Annotated in this window: 20 protein-coding genes and 1 pseudogene; 12 read left to right on the top strand and 9 right to left on the bottom strand. The window is 58.8% G+C overall.

Annotated elements, in window-relative coordinates; all coding sequences use genetic code 11:
- Positions 1-49: 49 nt before the first annotated feature.
- The 6 genes and pseudogenes from ACIP66_RS10655 to ACIP66_RS10680 all read right to left on the bottom strand — a co-directional run.
- A pseudogene (locus tag ACIP66_RS10655) lies at positions 50-1,390 on the bottom strand (RNA polymerase factor sigma-54); the annotation flags it as partial.
- 186 nt (positions 1,391-1,576) lie between these two features.
- Positions 1,577-2,302: an LPS export ABC transporter ATP-binding protein gene (gene lptB, locus ACIP66_RS10660; protein WP_053117097.1), complete on the bottom strand. Its 726-nt coding sequence runs from the start codon at positions 2,300-2,302 to the stop codon at positions 1,577-1,579.
- Entirely contained in the window at positions 2,302-2,847 is a 546-nt protein-coding gene (lptA, locus tag ACIP66_RS10665; protein ID WP_053117099.1) for a lipopolysaccharide transport periplasmic protein LptA, read from the bottom strand. Before lptA ends, lptB begins: the two co-directional genes overlap by 1 nt.
- On the bottom strand, positions 2,834-3,406 hold the full coding sequence (gene lptC / locus ACIP66_RS10670; protein ID WP_053117101.1) for an LPS export ABC transporter periplasmic protein LptC: 573 nt from the start codon (positions 3,404-3,406) through the stop codon (positions 2,834-2,836). Before lptC ends, lptA begins: the two co-directional genes overlap by 14 nt.
- Positions 3,407-3,414: 8 nt before the next feature.
- Positions 3,415-3,939 carry an HAD family hydrolase gene (locus tag ACIP66_RS10675; protein WP_053117103.1) on the bottom strand — a complete coding sequence of 175 codons (525 nt, stop codon included), beginning with the start codon at positions 3,937-3,939 and terminating at the stop codon, positions 3,415-3,417.
- Complete coding sequence (locus ACIP66_RS10680; protein ID WP_053117105.1) at positions 3,939-4,913, bottom strand: KpsF/GutQ family sugar-phosphate isomerase; 975 nt, start codon at positions 4,911-4,913, stop codon at positions 3,939-3,941. Before ACIP66_RS10680 ends, ACIP66_RS10675 begins: the two co-directional genes overlap by 1 nt.
- A gap of 275 nt (positions 4,914-5,188) precedes the next feature.
- Here ACIP66_RS10680 and ACIP66_RS10685 point away from each other — a divergent pair, with 275 nt between their 5' ends.
- The 10 genes from ACIP66_RS10685 to hisC all read left to right on the top strand — a co-directional run bounded on the left by ACIP66_RS10685 (position 5,189) and on the right by hisC (position 13,387).
- Positions 5,189-5,998, top strand: a complete 810-nt coding sequence (locus ACIP66_RS10685; RefSeq protein ID WP_159812156.1) for an ATP-binding cassette domain-containing protein — start codon at positions 5,189-5,191, stop codon at positions 5,996-5,998.
- Positions 5,998-6,795, top strand: coding sequence for a lipid asymmetry maintenance ABC transporter permease subunit MlaE (gene mlaE / locus ACIP66_RS10690; protein ID WP_053117109.1), 798 nt, complete (start codon positions 5,998-6,000; stop codon positions 6,793-6,795). Before ACIP66_RS10685 ends, mlaE begins: the two co-directional genes overlap by 1 nt.
- Positions 6,795-7,262, top strand: a complete 468-nt coding sequence (mlaD, locus tag ACIP66_RS10695) for an outer membrane lipid asymmetry maintenance protein MlaD (protein WP_053117111.1) — start codon at positions 6,795-6,797, stop codon at positions 7,260-7,262. Before mlaE ends, mlaD begins: the two co-directional genes overlap by 1 nt.
- A gap of 10 nt (positions 7,263-7,272) precedes the next feature.
- The gene (locus ACIP66_RS10700) at positions 7,273-7,920 is read left to right on the top strand and encodes a phospholipid-binding protein MlaC (protein WP_053117113.1); all 648 of its coding nucleotides are present in this window, start codon (positions 7,273-7,275) and stop codon (positions 7,918-7,920) included.
- Positions 7,917-8,222 carry a lipid asymmetry maintenance protein MlaB gene (locus ACIP66_RS10705; protein WP_212549714.1) on the top strand — a complete coding sequence of 102 codons (306 nt, stop codon included), beginning with the start codon at positions 7,917-7,919 and terminating at the stop codon, positions 8,220-8,222. Before ACIP66_RS10700 ends, ACIP66_RS10705 begins: the two co-directional genes overlap by 4 nt.
- 115 nt (positions 8,223-8,337) lie before the next feature.
- Entirely contained in the window at positions 8,338-8,577 is a 240-nt protein-coding gene (locus ACIP66_RS10710) for a BolA family protein (protein ID WP_007912386.1), read from the top strand.
- A 22-nt stretch (positions 8,578-8,599) separates the two neighbouring features.
- The gene (gene murA / locus ACIP66_RS10715; RefSeq protein WP_053117117.1) at positions 8,600-9,865 is read left to right on the top strand and encodes a UDP-N-acetylglucosamine 1-carboxyvinyltransferase; all 1,266 of its coding nucleotides are present in this window, start codon (positions 8,600-8,602) and stop codon (positions 9,863-9,865) included.
- Positions 9,866-9,992: 127 nt separating this feature from the next.
- Positions 9,993-10,628, top strand: a complete 636-nt coding sequence (gene hisG, locus ACIP66_RS10720; protein WP_053117119.1) for an ATP phosphoribosyltransferase — start codon at positions 9,993-9,995, stop codon at positions 10,626-10,628.
- A gap of 377 nt (positions 10,629-11,005) precedes the next feature.
- Positions 11,006-12,331 carry a histidinol dehydrogenase gene (gene hisD, locus ACIP66_RS10725; RefSeq protein WP_053117120.1) on the top strand — a complete coding sequence of 442 codons (1,326 nt, stop codon included), beginning with the start codon at positions 11,006-11,008 and terminating at the stop codon, positions 12,329-12,331.
- A gap of 3 nt (positions 12,332-12,334) precedes the next feature.
- A complete protein-coding gene (hisC, locus tag ACIP66_RS10730; protein WP_400647812.1) occupies positions 12,335-13,387 on the top strand; it encodes a histidinol-phosphate transaminase in 1,053 nt (350 codons plus the stop codon).
- Positions 13,388-13,506: 119 nt separating this feature from the next.
- Here hisC and ACIP66_RS10735 read toward each other — a convergent pair whose 3' ends face one another.
- From ACIP66_RS10735 to algW, 3 genes are all read right to left on the bottom strand, one after another.
- On the bottom strand, positions 13,507-14,226 hold the full coding sequence (locus ACIP66_RS10735; RefSeq protein WP_400647814.1) for a DUF4198 domain-containing protein: 720 nt from the start codon (positions 14,224-14,226) through the stop codon (positions 13,507-13,509).
- 12 nt (positions 14,227-14,238) lie between these two features.
- On the bottom strand, positions 14,239-16,344 hold the full coding sequence (locus tag ACIP66_RS10740; protein ID WP_400647817.1) for a TonB-dependent siderophore receptor: 2,106 nt from the start codon (positions 16,342-16,344) through the stop codon (positions 14,239-14,241).
- A gap of 88 nt (positions 16,345-16,432) precedes the next feature.
- Positions 16,433-17,590, bottom strand: coding sequence for a Do family serine endopeptidase AlgW (gene algW, locus ACIP66_RS10745; protein WP_159812161.1), 1,158 nt, complete (start codon positions 17,588-17,590; stop codon positions 16,433-16,435).
- A 103-nt stretch (positions 17,591-17,693) separates the two neighbouring features.
- Between algW and ACIP66_RS10750 the strand changes: the two genes are divergently transcribed.
- Both ACIP66_RS10750 and cysD read left to right on the top strand, forming a co-directional pair.
- A complete protein-coding gene (locus tag ACIP66_RS10750) occupies positions 17,694-18,452 on the top strand; it encodes a Nif3-like dinuclear metal center hexameric protein (RefSeq protein WP_159812162.1) in 759 nt (252 codons plus the stop codon).
- Positions 18,453-18,688: 236 nt separating this feature from the next.
- On the top strand, positions 18,689-19,606 hold the full coding sequence (gene cysD, locus ACIP66_RS10755; RefSeq protein WP_008085033.1) for a sulfate adenylyltransferase subunit CysD: 918 nt from the start codon (positions 18,689-18,691) through the stop codon (positions 19,604-19,606).
- The last annotated feature ends 27 nt before the right edge of the window (positions 19,607-19,633 follow it).

Raw genomic sequence — 19,633 nt, forward strand, 5'->3', positions numbered from 1 at the left:
ACCCCCCCCACTAGCCGACACCCACCCGCACATCCTCACCAACCCCCCCAACCAGTTTTTTGATGATCGCGCGGATCGCCGTGGACGAGCATTCACCGCCTTCAGAGGTGCTGACGTGGCTGGAGAAAAAGTATTTCAGTTCATAAATACCGCGCGGGGTATGCATGAATTTCTGCGTGGTCACCCGGGAAATCGTTGATTCGTGCATGCCGACTGCTTCGGCGATGTCGTGCAGCACCAACGGCTTCATGGCTTCGTCGCCGTACTCCAGAAAACCGCGCTGATGCTCGACGATCTGGGTGGCAACTTTCATCAGGGTTTCGTTGCGACTCTGCAGGCTTTTGATGAACCAGCGGGCTTCCTGCAACTGATTGCGCATGAAAGTGTTGTCGGCGCTGGTGTCGGCGCGACGGACGAAACCGGCGTACTGCGCGTTGACGCGCAGGCGTGGCATCGATTCCTGATTCAACTCGACCAGCCAGCGCTCGTTGTCCTTGCGCACGATGACGTCAGGGACGACGTATTCGGCTTCGGTCGATTCGATCTGCGAGCCCGGACGCGGATTGAGGCTTTGTACCAGTTCGATGACCTGGCGCAGCTCGTCTTCCTTGAGCTTCATACGGCGCATCAACTGGCTGTAATCACGGCTGCCGAGCAGATCGATGTAATCGCTGACCAGACGTTTGGCTTCCGCCAGCCAAGGCGTCTTGGCCGACAGCTGACGCAATTGCAGCAGCAGGCATTCGCTGAGGTTGCGCGCGCCGATACCGGCCGGTTCGAATTGCTGAATGCGGTGCAGGACGGCTTCGATCTCGTCCAGTTCGATGTCCAGTTCCGGATCGAACGCCTCGAGAATTTCTTCGAGGGTTTCGTCCAGGTAGCCCTGATTGTTGATGCAATCGATCAGGGTCACGGCGATCAGGCGATCGGTGTCGGACATCGGTGCGAGGTTGAGTTGCCACAGCAAGTGGCTTTGCAGGCTTTCGCCGGCGGAGGTGCGGGTGGTGAAATCCCACTCGTCATCATCGCTGCTGGGCAGGCTGCTGGCGCTGGTCTGGTAAACGTCTTCCCAGGCAGTGTCGACCGGAAGTTCGTTGGGGATGCGTTCGTTCCATTCGCCGTCTTCGAGGTTATCGACGGTCGGTGCGGCTTCCTGATAGGAAGGTTCCTGGATCTCGGTGGGCTTCTGTTCGGCGTTGTCGGCCATGGGATCCGAGTTGTCGAAGTCGTCGCCTTCTTCCTGGCGTTCGAGCATCGGATTGGATTCCAGAGCCTCCTGGATTTCCTGTTGCAGATCCAGGGTCGACAATTGGAGCAGGCGGATGGCCGGTTGCAGCTGCGGGGTCAGCGTCAGCTGGTGGCCCATTCTCAAGACTAGCGATGGTTTCATGGCAGGGGCTTAACACCTTATTCGCCGGCGCTATGCGCCATCCACTACAGGGCGCCGAAGCGCCAAACTTAAGCAAATTATATGCCTGAAACTGAAGTGTTTGCCTAGAGCGCTGTAACAATTAAGCGTATTAAATCCAGCTTGAATCGATACAGCACTCCGGCTGCGCACCGGGCACTGTGACGCTTACAGGCGGAACTCGTGACCCAGATACACTTCCTTGACCAGTTCGTTGGCCAGGATGGTTTCGGCGTCACCTTCGGCGATCAGTTGACCGTCGTTGACGATGTAAGCGGTTTCGCAGATATCCAGCGTCTCGCGGACGTTGTGGTCGGTGATCAGGACACCGATGCCCTTGGCCTTGAGGTGGTGGATGATCTGCTTGATGTCGCCGACCGAGATCGGGTCGACACCGGCGAACGGTTCGTCGAGCAGGATGAATTTTGGTGCGGTGGCCAGCGCGCGAGCGATTTCCACCCGGCGGCGTTCACCACCGGACAGGCTCATGCCGAGGTTGTCGCGGATGTGGGTGATGTGGAATTCCTGCAACAGGCTTTCCAGCTCTTTGCGGCGACCGGCCTTGTCGAGTTCCTGGCGGGTCTCGAGGATGGCCATGATGTTGTCGGCCACCGACAGTTTGCGGAAGATCGACGCTTCTTGCGGCAGATAGCCGATACCGGCCTTGGCACGACCGTGCATTGGCTGGTGGCTGACGTCCAGATCGTCGATCAGCACGCGGCCCTGATCGGCCTGTACCAAACCCACGATCATGTAGAAGCAGGTGGTTTTACCGGCACCGTTCGGGCCGAGCAAACCAACAATCTGGCCGCTGTCGATCGACAGGCTGACGTCACGCACGACTTGGCGGCTTTTATAGGCCTTGGCCAGGTGCTGAGCTTTCAGAGTTGCCATTACTGGGTCTTCTCGTCGGTTTTCTTCTTCGGCTGGATCACCATGTCGATACGCGGACGCGATTCGGTGACTTTGCTGCCGGTAGCGCGACCGGCGCTGGCCAGTTTCTTCACGGTGTCATAGACGATTTTCTCGCCCTGAGTCGTGTTGTTGTCCTTGTCGACGACCTTGGCCTTGTCGATCAGCACGACGCGGTTTTGCGCGGCGTGGTACTGAATCGTCACGCCCCAGCCCTGTACAGGCTTGGCGTCACCCTGGGTTTGCAGTTGCTCGAAGTAGGCAAGGTTACCCACCGACGTCACTACGTCGATATCGCCAGCCGGCGTTCGGGTGATAGTCACCGTATTGCCTTTAACGATCATCGAACCCTGGGTGATGATCACATCACCTTTATAGGTGGCGATGCCGTTCTTGTCGTCCAGTTGGGCGTCGTCGGCCTGAATACGGATAGGTTGCTGCTGATCGTTCGGCAGAGCCCAGGCGCTCACGCTTCCCAGTGCTGCGCCCAGACTGAGCAAAATAGGGAGGGTTTTAACGAGCCTCATACTGTCCTCTTACGTTCGATAGCAGGTGTATCCTGCTTTCCTTCAGGTACGCTTTCATGCCAACGCCGGTTGATACACCGCCAGCGCCGTCGATTCTAACGGGTTGCTCGGTCTGCGCATATTGCTCCTGAGGGAACACGGTCATGCGCGTGGAAGTGACCAGCAGGTCGCGGTTTTGTTCGTCAGTGCGTTTGATACGCACCGAGTCAATCAATTCTACTTGTGTACCGCCCGGATTCACTTCGCCGCGCTCGCTGGTCACGTGCCACGGAAAGTCGGTACCGCGGTACATGTTCAGGTCGGGTTTGGTGACCAGAACAATGTCGGTTGCCTTGACGTGCTCGGCTTTGTCCGACGTCATTTCATACTGCACGCCGCCATCCGGCAGGTATTGCAGAGTGTGCGTGTTGGTCGCGTACCAGTCGATCGGGTTTTCCTCGGTCGTCACTGGCGGCTTGTCGAGAAAGCGTTCCGGGCTGATGTTCCAGTAGCCGACCGCAGCAAACAGCGCAGCGATGCAGCCAAACAGCAGGAAGGTGCGAAATTTTTTGCTGAACATGGTTTGGCTCACAGGTACGCGGCGTTGGCCGCATCGAGGCGGCCCTGGGCGCGCAGGATCAATTCGCAGAATTCGCGGGCAGCACCTTCGCCGCCTCGGGCCCGGGTCACGCCATGGGCGTGTTCGCGGACGAAATCAGCAGCGTTGGCAACCGCCATGCCCAGGCCTACGCGGCGGATCACCGGCAGGTCAGGAAGGTCGTCACCGAGGTAGGCGACCTGTTCATAGCTTAGGCCCAGTTGTTCAAGTAAACCGTCGAGAACCACCAATTTGTCTTCACGCCCCTGAAAAAGGTGCGGGATGCCCAGATTTTTCGCCCGACGTTCAACCACTGGTGTCTTTCGACCGCTGATGATGGCGGTTTGCACGCCAGCGTTCATCAACATTTTGATGCCTTGGCCGTCGAGTGTATTGAAAGTCTTGAATTCGCTGCCGTCTTCAAGGAAGTACAGGCGGCCATCGGTGAGGACGCCATCGACGTCGAACACCGCCAGTTTGATCGCTTTGCCGCGTAGCAGCAGATCGTTGCTCATTACATGACTCCTGCGCGCAGCAGATCGGAGAGGTTGAAGGCGCCGATCGGGCGATCATCCTCATCGACGACTACCAATGCGTTGATTCGGTGGTCTTCCATGATTTTCAGCGCTTCGGCGGCGAGCATGTCGGGCCGGGCGGTTTTGCCGTGAGCGGTCATCACCTGATCGATGGTCGCGCTGCGGATATCGATGCTGCGATCCAGCGTGCGGCGCAAATCACCGTCGGTGAAGATCCCGGCGAGTTTACCGTCGGCTTCAACAATGGCGGTCATGCCCAGACCCTTGCGGGTCATTTCCATCAAGGCATCTTTGAGCAGGGTGCCGCGTTGTACTTGCGGCAGCTCCTGACCGGCGTGCATGACGTTTTCGACTTTCAGCAGCAGACGACGGCCCAATGCGCCACCGGGATGGGAAAATGCGAAATCTTCAGCGGTAAAACCGCGAGCTTCGAGCAGCGCCACCGCCAGGGCATCGCCCATGACCAGTGCAGCCGTCGTCGACGAGGTCGGTGCCAGGTTGAGCGGGCAGGCTTCGTGCTCGACGTGAACGTTGAGATTGACCTCGGCAGCCTTGGCCAGCGGCGATTGTGGATTGCCGGTGACGCTGATCAACTGGATGCCCAGACGTTTGATCAACGGCAGCAGGGTGACGATTTCGTTGGTCGAGCCCGAATTGGACAGGGCCAGAATCACGTCATCACGAGTGATCATGCCCATGTCGCCATGGCTGGCTTCGGCCGGATGTACGAAGAATGCAGGAGTGCCGGTGCTGGCCAGGGTGGCGGCAATCTTGTTGCCGATGTGCCCGGATTTGCCCATGCCGACCACGACTACACGGCCCTTACTGGCCAGAATCATCTCGCAAGCGCGTACGAAATCGGCGTCGATATGGGGCAGCAAGCCTTGAACGGCTTCCACTTCGAGGCGGATGGTGCGTTGTGCCGATTGAATCAGGTCGCTGGTTTGGCTCATGTCAGAAATCGTATAGCCCGATGAAAAGGCGGCGATTATAGCGGTTATGTGGCAAAGCCTCACGCAAGTTCGTCGTGCTTTGTCATTCGCCGTAACTAAAAGCCCGAAAAAGCGTCTGTAACCCTGTCATATCGTTGAACACGGCCCGGCACAAGCCTTGGGCGCGCGCCCTTTGCAGTGATATAGTTCGCCGCCAGTTCGGCCTGCCCGGGATGTATGTGCTTTTCCAGGAAAGCCTGGCGTCCGAGTGAGAGGCTGCATCGCAAGGAGTTTAGATGAGTGCCGATAACGCCTACGCGGTCGAGCTGAAGGGAGTCTCCTTCAAGCGCGGTGCGCGCAGCATTTTCAATAACGTCGATATCCGTATCCCGCGCGGCAAGGTCACCGGCATCATGGGGCCTTCCGGGTGTGGCAAGACCACGCTGCTGCGGTTGATGGGCGCACAATTGCGTCCAACCAGCGGTGAGGTCTGGGTCAACGGTCAGAACCTGCCGAAGCTTTCGCGCAGCGATCTGTTCGACGCGCGCAAGCACATGGGTGTGCTGTTTCAAAGTGGCGCCCTGTTCACCGATCTCGATGTTTTCGAGAACGTCGCTTTCCCCCTGCGCGTTCATACCGAGTTGCCGGAAGAAATGATCCGCGACATCGTCCTGCTCAAATTGCAGGCGGTGGGTTTGCGCGGCGCCATCGAGCTGATGCCCGATGAGCTGTCCGGTGGCATGAAGCGTCGTGTTGCATTGGCCCGCGCCATTGCCCTCGACCCACAGATTCTTATGTATGACGAACCGTTCGTCGGTCAGGATCCGATCGCCATGGGCGTGTTGGTGCGCCTGATCCGTTTGCTCAACGATGCGCTGGGGATCACCAGTATCGTGGTTTCCCACGATCTGGCCGAGACCGCGAGCATCGCCGACTACATTTATGTCGTCGGTGATGGTCAGGTGTTGGGGCAGGGCACGCCGGACGAGTTGATGAACTCGGACGAGCCGCGTATCCGTCAATTCATGACCGGCAACCCGGATGGCCCGGTGGCGTACCACTTTCCAGCGACGGATTACCGCGCAGATCTTCTGGGGAAGCGTTGATGCGCAGACTTTCATTAATAGAACGCGTACGCCGTTTCGGCGCAGCTGCGATCGACGCCATTGCGGTGTTCGGTCGGGCAACGTTGTTCCTGTTTCATGCCTTGCTGGGGCGTGGCGGTATCAGCGGTGGCTTCGGCCTGCTGGTCAAGCAGCTGCATTCAGTCGGCGTGATGTCGCTGGTGATCATTGTTGTTTCCGGGATTTTCATCGGCATGGTGCTGGCGCTGCAGGGCTTCAGCATTCTGTCGAGCTACGGTTCGGAGCAGGCGGTCGGGCAGATGGTTGCGCTGACGTTACTGCGTGAACTCGGCCCGGTCGTCACTGCTCTACTGTTCGCCGGGCGTGCCGGTTCTGCGCTGACTGCAGAAATCGGCAACATGAAGTCCACCGAACAGCTGTCCAGCCTGGAAATGATCGGCGTCGACCCACTCAAGTACATCATTGCCCCGCGCCTGTGGGCCGGCTTCATTTCCCTGCCGGTGCTGGCGATGATTTTCAGCGTGGTGGGTATCTGGGGCGGTTCGTGGGTGGCTGTCGACTGGTTGGGCGTGTATGAAGGTTCCTACTGGGCGAACATGCAAAACAGCGTCAACTTCACCAGCGATGTGCTCAATGGCGTCATCAAGAGTGTAGTTTTTGCCTTTGTCGTCACCTGGATCGCCGTATTCCAAGGCTATGACTGCGAGCCCACTTCCGAGGGGATCAGTCGTGCCACCACCAAGACCGTGGTATTTGCCTCGCTGGCAGTGCTCGGCCTGGACTTTATTCTGACCGCTTTGATGTTTGGAGATTTCTGATGCAAAACCGCACCCTGGAAATCGGTGTCGGCCTGTTCCTGCTGGCAGGGATCCTGGCTTTGCTGCTGCTTGCACTGCGCGTCAGTGGTCTGTCTCCGACATCGACCACCGACACGTATAAACTTTATGCCTACTTTGACAATATCGCCGGTTTGACGGTCAGAGCCAAAGTGACCATGGCCGGTGTAACCATCGGCAAGGTCACGGCGATCGATCTGGATCGCGACAGCTTCACCGGTCGGGTGACCCTGCAAGTGGATAAAAAGGTCGACAACCTGCCGACTGACTCCACAGCGTCTATCCTGACCGCGGGTCTGCTGGGCGAGAAGTACATCGGTATCAGCGTCGGTGGCGAAGACAAGCCGCTGACGGATGGTGGAACCATCCACGACACGCAGTCGTCTCTGGTACTGGAAGACCTGATCGGTAAATTCCTGCTCAATACCGTTAGCAAAGATGCCAAATGAGGAGCTTTGAATGATCTCTATCTTGCGACGCAGTCTGTTGGTATTACTCGCGGCTCTGCCGTTGATGGGTAATGCCGTTGCTGCTGCGACTTCGGCACATGATCTGGTTCAGGACACAACCACCCGGTTGCTGGCCGACCTGGCGGCCAACAAAGAAAAGTACAAGCAGGATCCGAGCGATTTCTACACCGCGCTCAACACCATCGTCGGGCCGGTAGTGGACGCCGAGGGCATCTCCAAAAGCATCATGACGGTCAAGTATTCGCGCAAGGCCACCCCTGCGCAGATGAAGACCTTCGAAGAAAACTTCAAGAAAGGTCTGTTCCAGTTCTACGGCAACGCCTTGCTTGAATACAACAACCAGGGCATTACCGTCGATCCTGCCAAGGATGAGTCGGGCGATCGCACCAGTGTTGGCATGGTTGTAAAAGGCAGCAGCGGCGCGATCTATCCAGTGCAGTACACATTGGAGAAGATCAACGGCGAGTGGAAACTGCGCAACGTGATCATCAACGGCATCAACATTGGCAAACTGTTCCGTGACCAGTTCGCTGACGCGATGCAGCGCAATGGCAACGACCTCGACAAGACCATCAACGGTTGGGCGGGTGAAGTGGCCAAGGCCAAGGAATCCACCGAAAAGAACCCAGCGCAATGAATGAGGCAGCAGTTCGTATGAGTGATGTCGACGAGCTATTGCTCAGCGGAGTGCTGGATTACCGCACCGGCCCTGACTTGCGAAAGGAAGGGCAGGCGTTGATCAAGTCCAGCAAGGCGTCAGCGCTGGTCATCGATTGTTCGGCAGTGAAGAAGTCCAGCAGCGTCGGCCTGTCGTTGCTGCTGTGCTTCATGCGCGATGCGCAAGCGGCTGGCAAGGCTGTGAGCATCCGCGCAATGCCTGAAGACATGCGCGAAATCGCTCAGGTCAGCGAACTGACCGAGCTGTTGGCGCATCCCTGAACCCGCATCATTAAAGAAGCCCCCCGTCAGAGTCCTGCCATGCGGGGTTCGCAGGCGCGGGGCTTTTTTGTATGATGTCCGACCCGTGCGCACAGGGCGCCGATTGAGGTTGAGCATGCAGGCCGTAGAAGTGAAGAGCTTCCTTGAAGGAAAGCTGCCCGGAACGTTGGTAGAAGTTGAGGGCGAAGGCTGCAATTTCCAGCTGAACGTGATTAGCGATGAACTGGCGGCGTTGAGCCCGGTGAAGCGTCAGCAGCAGATCTATGCCCATTTGAACCCATGGATCACCGATGGCAGCATCCATGCGGTCACTATGAAATTTTTCAGCAGCGCGGCCTGGGCCGAGCGCACCTGAGCCTAAGGGCGTCGAGATTCTTATGGATAAATTGATTATTACCGGTGGCGCTCGTCTTGATGGCGAGATCCGCATTTCCGGGGCAAAGAACTCTGCCCTGCCGATCCTGGCTGCCACGCTGCTGTGCGATGGCCCGGTGACCGTTGGCAACCTGCCGCACCTGCACGACATCACCACCATGATCGAGCTGTTCGGTCGCATGGGCATTGAGCCGGTGATCGACGAGAAACTCAGCGTCGAAATCGACCCGCGCACCATCAAGACCCTGATCGCCCCGTACGAACTGGTGAAAACCATGCGTGCGTCGATCCTGGTACTGGGCCCGATGGTTGCCCGTTTCGGTGAAGCCGAAGTCGCACTGCCTGGCGGTTGCGCCATCGGTTCGCGTCCGGTCGACCTGCACATCCGTGGTCTTGAAGCCATGGGCGCGGTCATCGACGTCGAAGGCGGCTACATCAAGGCCAAGGCGCCTGAAGGTGGCCTGCGCGGGGCAAGCTTCTTCTTCGATACCGTCAGTGTGACCGGTACCGAGAACATCATGATGGCCGCTGCTCTGGCCAAGGGCCGCAGCGTGTTGCAGAACGCCGCTCGCGAACCTGAAGTGGTTGACCTGGCGAACTTCCTCAACGCCATGGGCGCCAAGGTTTCCGGCGCCGGCACCGACACCATCACCATTGATGGCGTCGAGCGTCTGGGTTCGTGCTTCTACAAAGTCATGCCTGACCGTATCGAAACCGGCACCTACCTGGTCGCTGCTGCCGTGACCGGTGGCCGCGTCAAGGTCAAGGACACCGATCCGACCATCCTCGAAGCCGTTCTGGATAAACTCCGTGAAGCCGGCGCAGAAATCACCTGCGGTGAAGACTGGATCGAGCTGAACATGCACGGCAAGCGTCCGAAAGCTGTGAACGTGCGCACCGCGCCGTACCCGGCTTTCCCGACTGACATGCAGGCACAGTTCATCTCGCTCAACGCCATTGCCGAAGGCACTGGTGCGGTGATCGAGACGATCTTCGAAAACCGTTTCATGCACGTATACGAACTGCACCGCATGGGCGCCAAGATCCAGGTCGAAGGCAACACTGCCATCGTTACCGGTACTGAAGTTCTCAAGGGCGCGCCAGTCATGGCCACCGACCTGCGTGCTTCGGCCAGCCTGGTGATCTCGGCACTGGTTGCTGAAGGCGACACCCTGATCGACCGCATCTACCACATAGACCGTGGTTACGAGTGCATCGAAGAAAAACTGCAGATGCTGGGCGCCAAGATCCGTCGCGTTCCGGGCTGATTGCTGCACGTGGACACAGGGACGTGTCCGTTGAATTCGTTTTGAGTCGAGCCGGTTTCCGGCTCGATGTGTGTCCGGCGCCGATTGCGACCGGGCATGAGTACCTTGATAAGGACTGACGTTTCCCATGTTGACCATCGCACTGTCCAAGGGCCGCATCCTTGACGACACCCTGCCGCTTCTCGCCGAAGCGGGCATCGTGCCGACCGAGAATCCGGACAAGAGCCGCAAGCTGATTATTCCTACGACTCAGCCAGACGTACGTCTGCTGATCGTGCGCGCCACTGACGTGCCGACCTATGTCGAGCATGGCGCGGCCGACCTCGGCGTCGCCGGTAAAGACGTGTTGATGGAATACACCGGCCAGGGCCTGTACGAGCCACTGGATCTGCAAATCGCGCAGTGCAAACTGATGACCGCCGGCAAGATCGGTGCGCCAGAGCCCAAGGGCCGTCTGCGCGTGGCGACCAAGTTCGTCAACGTCGCCAAGCGTTACTACGCCGAGCAGGGCCGTCAGGTCGACATCATCAAGCTTTACGGCTCGATGGAGCTGGCACCGCTGATCGGTCTCGCCGACAAGATCATCGACGTCGTCGACACCGGCAACACCCTGCGCGCCAACGGTCTGGAACCTCAGGAACTGATCGCCACGATCAGCTCGCGCCTGGTGGTCAACAAGGCTTCGATGAAAATGCAACACGCCCGAATCCAGGCGTTGATCGACACCCTGCGCAATGCAGTGGAGTCTCGACACCGCGGCTGATTCACCTGCGCGACCTTGAGTCGCGCCCGTCTATCCGCCTCATAGCCAGAATCTCAGGTGCCCAAGCGGAAACGACTGGCTAGGGAAGGTGCGCTGACGTTTAATAACGACCGCGCCTTACTCCAAAAGGCAATCTAACTGCAGCAGAACAATTTCTCAGAAGTATAAAAAACGCGTAGTGGCCAGCCTTTTGAAGCAAGGCCCTACGGGTTGGCACTGTGCCCGCACCATGCAGCGTTGCGGGACTCGGTAAGGAAAAACCCCTTACCTTCGTCCCGCGCCTTGCCTGGTACGGGCACAGTACCAACGCGATCGTTATTAAACGTCAGCGCACCTTCGGGCGCCTGAGTTTTTGCCATTCCTATGAGGCTCTCGCTATGACCGCAACGACTGCAATTCGCCGACTCAACGCTGCTGACCCGGATTTCGCGCATCATCTGGATCATCTGCTGAGCTGGGAAAGTGTGTCTGACGACTCGGTCAATCAGCGCGTGCTGGACATCATCAAGGCTGTGCGCGAGCGCGGTGACGCGGCGCTGGTCGAGTTCACCCAGAAGTTCGACGGCCTCGAAGTCGCGTCGATGGCCGACCTGATCCTGCCGCGCGAGCGTCTGGAACTGGCGCTGACGCGCATCACCGTGCCGCAGCGTGAAGCACTGGAAAAAGCCGCGGCCCGCGTGCGCAGCTACCACGAAAAACAGAAGCAGGATTCCTGGAGCTATACCGAGGCTGACGGCACCGTGCTGGGCCAGAAGGTCACGCCGCTGGATCGCGCCGGTCTGTACGTGCCGGGTGGCAAGGCGTCGTACCCATCCTCTGTATTGATGAACGCGATTCCGGCCAAGGTCGCCGGTGTGACCGAAGTGGTCATGGTCGTGCCGACCCCGCGCGGTGAAATCAACGAGCTTGTGCTGGCGGCGGCGTGCATCGCTGGCGTTGACCGCGTGTTCACCATCGGTGGCGCACAAGCCGTTGCCGCGTTGGCCTACGGCACAGAAAGCGTGCCGAAAGTCGACAAGGTGGTTGGCCCGGGCAACATCTATGTCGCCACGGCCAAGCGCCACGTTTTCGGTCAGGTTGGCATCGACATGATTGCCGGCCCTTCGGAAATCCTCGTGGTGTGCGACGGCCAGACCGATCCGGACTGGATCGCCATGGACCTGTTCTCGCAAGCCGAGCACGACGAAGACGCGCAGGCGATTCTGGTCAGCCCGGACGCCGAGTTCCTCGACAAGGTCGCCGCCAGCATCGACAAACTGCTGCCGACCATGGATCGCGCGACCATCATCGAAACCTCGATCAATGGCCGTGGTGCACTGATTCACGTGAAAGACATGGCCCAAGCCATCGAAGTCGCCAACCGCATCGCCCCGGAACACTTGGAGTTGTCGGTCGCTGATCCGCAAGCCTGGTTGCCGCAGATCCGCCACGCTGGCGCGATCTTTATGGGCCGTCACACCTCCGAAGCGCTGGGCGATTACTGCGCGGGCCCGAACCACGTATTGCCGACCTCCGGCACCGCGCGGTTTTCGTCGCCGCTGGGTGTGTATGACTTCCAGAAGCGTTCGTCGATCATCTTCTGCTCCGAGGCCGGTGCTTCCGAGCTGGGTAAAACTGCCTCCGTGCTGGCCCGTGGCGAATCGCTGAGCGCGCACGCGCGCAGCGCCGAATACCGCATCAAAGACGAACAGAAGGGAAACTGAAAAATGAGCAAATTCTGGAGCCCGTTCGTTAAAAATCTGGTGCCGTACGTGCCGGGCGAACAACCGAAGCTGACCAAACTGGTCAAGCTCAACACCAACGAAAACCCGTACGGGCCATCGCCAAAAGCCTTGGCGGCCATGCAGGTCGAGCTGAATGACAACCTGCGTCTGTACCCGGATCCGAACAGCGATCTGCTGAAAACCGCTGTCGCCAACTACTACGGCGTTCAGAGCAATCAGGTGTTCCTCGGCAACGGTTCGGATGAAGTGCTCGCGCACATTTTCCACGGTCTGCTGCAACACGATCAGCCGCTGCTGTTCCCGGACATCAGCTACAGCTTCTATCCGGTTTACTGCGGTTTGTACGGCATCAAGTTTGATGCGGTGCCGCTGGATGCGCAGTTCCAGATCGACCCGGCTGACTATGCCAAGCCGAACGGCGGGATCATTTTTCCTAACCCGAACGCCCCGACCGGTTGCCTGCTGGCGCTGGAAGCGGTCGAGCAAATCCTCAAGGCCAGCCCGGATTCGGTAGTGGTTGTTGATGAGGCGTATATCGACTTCGGCGGCGAGACGGCGATCAGTCTGGTCGATCGTTATCCGAACCTGCTGGTGACGCAGACCCTGTCCAAGTCGCGCTCGCTGGCAGGTTTGCGCGTGGGTCTGGCGGTGGGGCATCCGGACTTGATCGAGGCGCTGGAGCGGATCAAGAACAGCTTCAACTCTTATCCGCTGGATCGTCTGGCGATTGTCGGTGCTGGTGCCGCGTTCGAAGATCGCGAGTATTTCGACAAGACCTGCCGGTTGGTGATCGAGAGCCGCGAGTGGGTGATCGCTCAGTTGCAGGCCAAGGGTTTTGAGGTGTTGCCGTCGGCGGCGAACTTCATCTTTGCGCGGCATCCGCAGCATGATGCGGCGGGGCTGGCGGCTAAATTGCGCGAGCAAGGCGTGATTGTGCGGCACTTCAAGCAGGAGCGGATTGCGCAGTTCCTGCGGATTTCGATTGGCACGCCGGAGCAGAATCAGGCGCTGATCGACGGTCTGGGCAACCTTTAAACCACCGCTGCACCCTGTAGGAGTGAGCCTGCTCGCGATGCGTTTCAGCATTCAACATGTGAGTTGAATGACACACCGCAATCGCGAGCAGGCTCACTCCTACAGGGGATTTGTGGTGGTTACTCGTGATGCGGTTCGCCAAGGAATGTCAGCGAACTAAACAACCCACGACTATTCACATCAGCACTGTCCTTCACCGGCACCTCAACCTGCGCCGCAATCACATTCAGCCCTTCATTTCTCACCAATACCTGCGCCCGGCCATCCTTATCCGTCTCGGCGCTCAACGTATTCGGCGCATTGCGATAGTCGCCAATCAACTTCACCCCCGCCGCCGGTTTGCCATCGAGCAATACCCGCACCGGCAATGATTTCCCCGGCCCCACAGTCAACGGGTCAACCTCTGGCAAAATCAGCAGCTTGATCTGATCCAGCTTCGGCAACTTCGCCCCCGGCTGATAAATCGCCAGACTGTATTTAAACGTCTCCGTCGCCTCGACAGCGCCAGGTACTTTGCTGCGGCCTTCATTGACCCACTTCTTGTCAGCCGTCTGCGACCACATGCCGTTATTCAGCTCCACGGCCATCACCGCAGGCGACTTCAGCGGTTTCAAACGTGCGTGATCGGCGAGTCGCTCAACGCTGACCGGAATCATCTTGCCGCCCGCGTCATAAGCCCAGGCGCCGCTGATTTTCTGCGCCTTGAACGCGTTGTCTTCGGCGCCATGGCCGTAGATCACTTCGATATTGCCTCGCCGTTGTTCGGTCCACAGGCCATGAGCCGAGACTTGGCCGGCGAACAGGGCGGCGATGAGCACGAGGGTTTTGCCGTATTGCATGGTGACGTCCTTTTACAGATTGAGTGTCAGGCTGACGGTGAAATTGCGCGGCTCGCCGGGGTTGACCCAGTAATTGCTGTACGAGCGCTCGTAGTATTTTTCGTCGAAGAGGTTGTTCAGGTTCAGGCCGACGGTGACGTTGTCGCTGGCCTTGTAGTGGGCCAGCAGGTCGACGGTGTGATAGGCCGGCAATTCAAAATCGCTGCCGGATTCACCGGAGCGGTCGCCGACATAAGTGAACGCCGCGCCGACGTCCGAGCCGCGCAAACGGCCATCCTGAAACTCATACACTCCGAGCAGACTGCCGCTGCGTTTGGCCACGCCGAGGATGCGGCTGCCGGTGGGAATCACCGCGTCACCCTGAGTGACTTCGGCGTCGATATAAGCGAAGGCACCGATCACCCGCACCGCATCGGTGACTTGCCCGGTGACTTGCCAATCGAAGCCGCGACTGCGCGCCTTGCCCATCGCGCGGCTGGTGTCGGTGCCCGGGTCGAGGGCGAGGACGTTTTCCTTGTCGATGTGGAAGAAGGCGAGGGTGCTGCTCAGGCGCTCGTCGAACAGCTCGTTCTTGATGCCGACTTCGTAGCCGACGCCTTCTTCCGGGTCAAAGGATTTGCCGGACGCGTCGAGGCCATTGTTCGGTTTGAACGAGGTCGAGGCGTTGGCGAACAGACCGGTTTGCGGCGTCAGTTGATAGAGCAGGCCGGCGCGTTGGGTGAGGGCGTCATGCCGTTGGTTGCTCGTGGCGTTGCGGCTGTAATCGTCGATGTGTTGATCGAAATGTTCGAAACGCGCACCGATCATCCCGCGCAGTTTGTCGGTGAAGATGATTTGATCCTGCAGGTTCAGCGCATGGCTTTCGACGTGTTCGAACGTATCCGTGCCCGAGCGTGCACCATTGGGTTTCGGCTGGCCGTAGATCGGGTTGTAGATGTCGATCGCGTAGGGGCCGCCAGCAATCGTGGTGACGCGCTCGTTCTTGCGGAAGTTCTCGTATTCGGTGCCGATCAGCAATTCGTGCTGCCAAGGGCCGAGGTCGAACAGGCCGCGCAGCTCAAGTTGGGTGATGCTGTCGTGCCAGTTGGTGTCGCGCTCGCGATAGCGGCGGTTGACGGTGTGGCCGTCGGCGTTCAGCGGACGCGTTTCCGAAGCGAAGCCCCAGAGTGTGCCGTCCTTGTAATGACTGGCTAGGCGCAGCTTCCAGCTGTCGTTGAGGTGGTGTTCGAGGGTCGCTTGCAGCAGGTTGTTGTGGTTATCGATGTTGCCGTCGTTGGGTTCACCGAGGAAGGTCGAGCGCGACACGCCGCTCCATGTGTTGTTCGGCGCAACGATGCCGCGATCGAACGTGGAGCTGTGACGGACGATTTCGCTTTCCACCAACAGCGACGTGTCCGGGTTCAATTGCCAACTGATCGAAGGCGCGACGAACACGCGCTTGCTGTCGACGTGATCGCGAAAACTGTTGTTGTCCTCGACCGCGAGGTTGATCCGCGAGAGCACATCGCCCTGATCATCCAGTGGCGTGTTGACGTCCAGCGCGGTGCGATAGCGATCCCAACTGCCGGCGCTGGTTTGCAGCGTGGTAAAGGCTTCGGGCTGCGGTTTCTTGGTGACGATGTTCACTGTGCCGCCCGGATCGCCTCGACCGTACAGGCTGGCCGCCGGGCCTTTGAGCACCTCAATGCGCTCGATGTTGGCCGCATCCGGCGTGCTCGGATAACCGCGATTGGCGCTGAAACCGTCCTTGTAGAACTCAGAGGTGGTGAAACCGCGCACGCTGTACTCGTAAAGCGTCAGCCCACCGAAGTTGTTCTGCTTCGACACGCCGCCAGCAAAATCCAATGCGCGCTCGACGCTGGTGCTGCCCAGATCCTTGAGCACGCTGGCGGGTACTACGCTGATTGCTTGCGGGATATCACGAATCGCCGTGTCGCTTTTGGTCGCGCTGGACGAACGCGTGGCGCGATAACCCTTGACCGGGCCGGTCGGCGATTCGTAATCGGAGATAACGCTGATGGCGTCGAGTTCGAGGGGTTGCGGTTCTTCGGCGAAGGCTGGATCAACCAGCAAACCGAGGCTCAGGCCGAGCAGGGAGGCCTTTGTTCGAGACGACATGTTATGTTGTTCCAATTCCTAGAATTGAAACAATATAACATGCCTTTTGAGAATGTCTTTTATTCGCGCGCCTGGCGCGAAAAAAGTTTTACTCTTCTTTTTCCTGCACTGGCGCTGGTGGTGGACGCAGACCAATTTCAGCGGTCAGCTTCAACTCTTTACCGTTACGCATCACCTGAATGGTCACCTTGTCAGTCGGTTTGATCCGCGCAACCTGGTTCATCGAGCGACGACCATCCCCGGCCGGCTCGCCATCAATGCTCAGGATCACGTCACCCAATTGCAGACCAGCCTTCTGTGCTGGGCCATCGCGGAAGATCCCCGCCACGACAATCCCCGGACGCCCGGACAAGCCAAACGACTCGGCCAGTTCCTGGGTCAGCGGCTGCACTTCAATCCCCAGCCAGCCACGGATCACCTGGCCGTGTTCGATGATCGACTTCATCACTTCCATCGCCAGTTTCACCGGAATGGCAAAACCGATGCCTTGCGAGCCGCCGGACTTGGAGAAAATCGCGGTGTTGATGCCGGTGAGGTTGCCGTTGGCGTCGACCAGTGCGCCGCCGGAGTTGCCCGGGTTGATCGCCGCGTCGGTCTGGATGAAGTCTTCGTAGTTGTTCAGGCCCAACTGGTTGCGGCCGGTGGCGCTGATGATGCCCATGGTCACGGTCTGGCCGACACCGAACGGGTTGCCGATGGCCAGCGCGACATCGCCGATACGGATGTTGTCAGAGCGGCCGACGGTGATCGCCGGCAGGTTTTTCAGATCGATTTTGAGGACGGCGAGGTCGGTTTCCGGGTCGCTGCCGATGACGCGGGCAAGGGTTTCACGACCGTCCTTCAACGCCACGACGATCTGATCGGCGCCGCTGGTAACGTGGTTGTTGGTGAGGATGTAGCCTTCCGGGCTCATGATCACGCCGGAACCGAGGCTCGATTCCATACGCTTCTGCTTCGGCGAGTTGTCACCGAAGAAGCGGCGGAACTGCGGATCCTCAAACAGCGGATGGTTGGGCTTGTTGATGACTTTGGTGGTGTACAAGTTGACCACCGACGGCGCCGCGATGGTCACCGCGTCGGCATAGGACACCGGGCCCTGCTGCACGCTGGTGGTTTGCGGGGCCTGTTGCAGGTTGACGTCGAGGCTCGGCAGCCCGACCCATTGCGGGTAACGCTGAATAATCAACAGAGCGATAAGCACACCGGCCAACAACGGCCAGCCCATAAAACGCAGCGCCTTGAACATTAAGCACGTCCTGGAAAAGTTGCAGGCGGGGTCAGACCGCCCATAATGTCGCGCATTATACGAGGCCGCGCGTGCCTCTGAACGGGATATTTAGGAGTCTTTCATGGCCGTTGCCCTCAGCACCCTCGTCGAAGAAGCCGACCGTTACCTTGGCAGTGCGAAAATCGCCGATTATTGCCCCAACGGCTTGCAGGTCGAAGGCCGGCCGCAGGTGATGCGTATTGTCAGTGGCGTCACTGCCAGTCAGGCCTTGCTCGACGCTGCCGTTGAGGCCGGGGCGGATCTGGTGCTGGTGCATCACGGTTACTTCTGGAAGGGCGAAAACCCGTGCATCACCGGTATGAAACAGCGCCGGTTGAAGACGCTGCTCAAGCACGACATCAGCTTGCTCGCCTATCACTTGCCGCTGGATCTGCACCCGGACGTGGGCAATAACGTGCAGCTTGCTCGCCAACTGGACATCACCGTCGAAGGGCCGCTGGATCCGGATAACCTGAAAATCGTCGGCCTGGTCGGCTCGTTGAAAGACCCGATGACCGCCCGCGACTTCGCCCGCAAAGTGCAGGAAGTCATGGGCCGTGAGCCGCTGCTGATTGAAGGCAGCCCGATGATTCGTCGGGTCGGCTGGTGTACTGGCGGTGGCCAAGGTTACATCGATCACGGCGTGGCGGCGGGCGTCGATTTGTTCCTCAGTGGCGAAGCGTCCGAGCAGACGTTCCACAGCGCTCGCGAAAACGACATCAGCTTCATCGCCGCCGGCCACCACGCCACCGAACGCTACGGCGTGCAGGCGCTGGGCGACTACCTGGCAAAACGCTTCGCCCTCGAACACATCTTCATCGACATCCCCAACCCGATCTGACTGACACGACCTCTGTAGGAGCTGCCGAAGGCTGCGATCTTTTGATCTTTAAAAACAAGATCAAAAGATCGCAGCCTTCGGCAGCTCCTACAGGGGCGGGTTGGCCGAACTGGTGGGCATATTCATATGCCCTTTCGTTCTAGCCCGCGTCCTGATTAGAAGAAGGTCGCTGTGCTAGGATTCCCCGCTCGAACACGGCCCGCTGGCCGTTCATAAGAAAGTTTTCGTGAGTAGCCATGGTCGACAAACTGACGCATCTGAAACAGCTGGAGGCGGAAAGCATCCACATCATCCGCGAGGTGGCCGCCGAGTTCGATAACCCGGTGATGCTGTACTCCATCGGTAAAGACTCCGCCGTGATGCTGCATCTGGCACGCAAGGCGTTCTTCCCGGGCAAGCTGCCGTTTCCGGTGATGCACGTCGACACCCGCTGGAAATTCCAGGAGATGTACAAGTTCCGCGACAAGATGGTCGAAGAACTGGGCCTGGACTTGATCACCCACATCAACCCCGATGGCGTGGCGCAGAACATCAACCCGTTCACCCACGGCAGCGCCAAGCACACCGACATCATGAAAACCGAAGGCCTGAAACAGGCACTCGACAAGCATGGTTTCGACGCAGCCTTCGGCGGCGCCCGTCGCGATGAAGAGAAATCCCGCGCCAAAGAGCGCGTGTACTCGTTCCGCGACAGCAAGCATCGCTGGGATCCGAAAAATCAGCGTCCGGAGCTGTGGAACGTCTACAACGGCAAGGTCAACAAGGGCGAATCCATCCGTGTATTCCCTCTGTCGAACTGGACCGAACTGGACATCTGGCAGTACATCTACCTCGAAGGCATCCCGATTGTGCCGCTGTACTTCGCCGCCGAACGCGAAGTGATCGAGAAGAACGGCACGCTGATCATGATCGACGACGAGCGCATCCTCGAGCACCTGTCCGATGAAGACAAAGCGCGCATCGTCAAAAAGAAAGTGCGTTTCCGCACCCTTGGCTGCTACCCGTTGACGGGCGCCGTGGAGTCCGAAGCCGAAACGCTGACGGACATCATTCAAGAAATGCTCCTGACGCGAACTTCCGAGCGCCAGGGCCGTGTCATCGACCACGATGGCGCCGGCTCGATGGAAGACAAAAAACGTCAGGGTTATTTCTAAGGGGTTGTCATGTCGCACGTATCTGTT

Source organism: Pseudomonas sp. NPDC088429, assembly GCF_044753305.1.
Classification (GTDB): Bacteria; Pseudomonadota; Gammaproteobacteria; order Pseudomonadales; family Pseudomonadaceae; genus Aquipseudomonas; species Aquipseudomonas rustica.